This is a genomic window from Oleiphilus sp. HI0043, from assembly GCF_001634935.1.
On the sequence record NZ_LWEY01001784.1, the window covers coordinates 1 to 673 of the forward strand.

Sequence of the window (673 nt, forward strand, 5' to 3'; positions counted from 1 at the left end):
TATTTATGGCATCAGCCATTGTTCGCGTTCTTGCGGATGAAGAGCTCAGGCGAACCTTCTGAAGCACTATTCATCCTGGCAGTACTTTTAACCTTCGTACTGGCTTTTCTAAGTTACCGCTATGTCGAAACCCCGTTTAGAAGAAGCCCTAAGTTCAAAAACAAGGATATGATCCAGGTTGCTAAACGTTGGATAGGTATTGCTATATTAGGCTTTGGATTCATACTCGCAACTGACGGCATGCAATTTCGTTTTAGCACCGAATATGATGCAACGATTGAACATAACCCTAAGAGAAAACAGTGCCACACCAAAGGGAAAGACTACCTGCGCCCGGAAGAATCGTGTCATTACTTCAACGACAATGTCACCTGGGCTACTTTTGGAGATAGTCACACCGTAGAACTTGCTTATGCCTTAGCAAAGAAGCTCGAGCCTCATAAGCAAGGCAACCGTCACTTGTCGTTTAGTGGCTGCCAACCCGCGCTGAACTATAATGTCAAACGAGGTGGCTGCCATAATTGGACAAATGAAACACTAGCTTACTTAGAACAAGAACAAAGCATTAAGAATGTAATCGTAGGCTACCGATATACAGGTTTTTTATCTAAACCAGATATCAATAATTGGCTGAGAGAACCTTTCCGAAAAGAAACGCACGAAGAAGTTTGGG

At 43.2% G+C, this 673-nt stretch carries 1 protein-coding gene; it reads left to right on the plus strand.

Annotated elements, in window-relative coordinates:
• Nucleotides 1-36 precede the first annotated feature (36 nt).
• Nucleotides 37-673 (plus strand): SGNH hydrolase domain-containing protein (locus A3729_RS27495; RefSeq protein ID WP_197476172.1); only part of this gene is annotated, 637 nt, incomplete at its 3' end.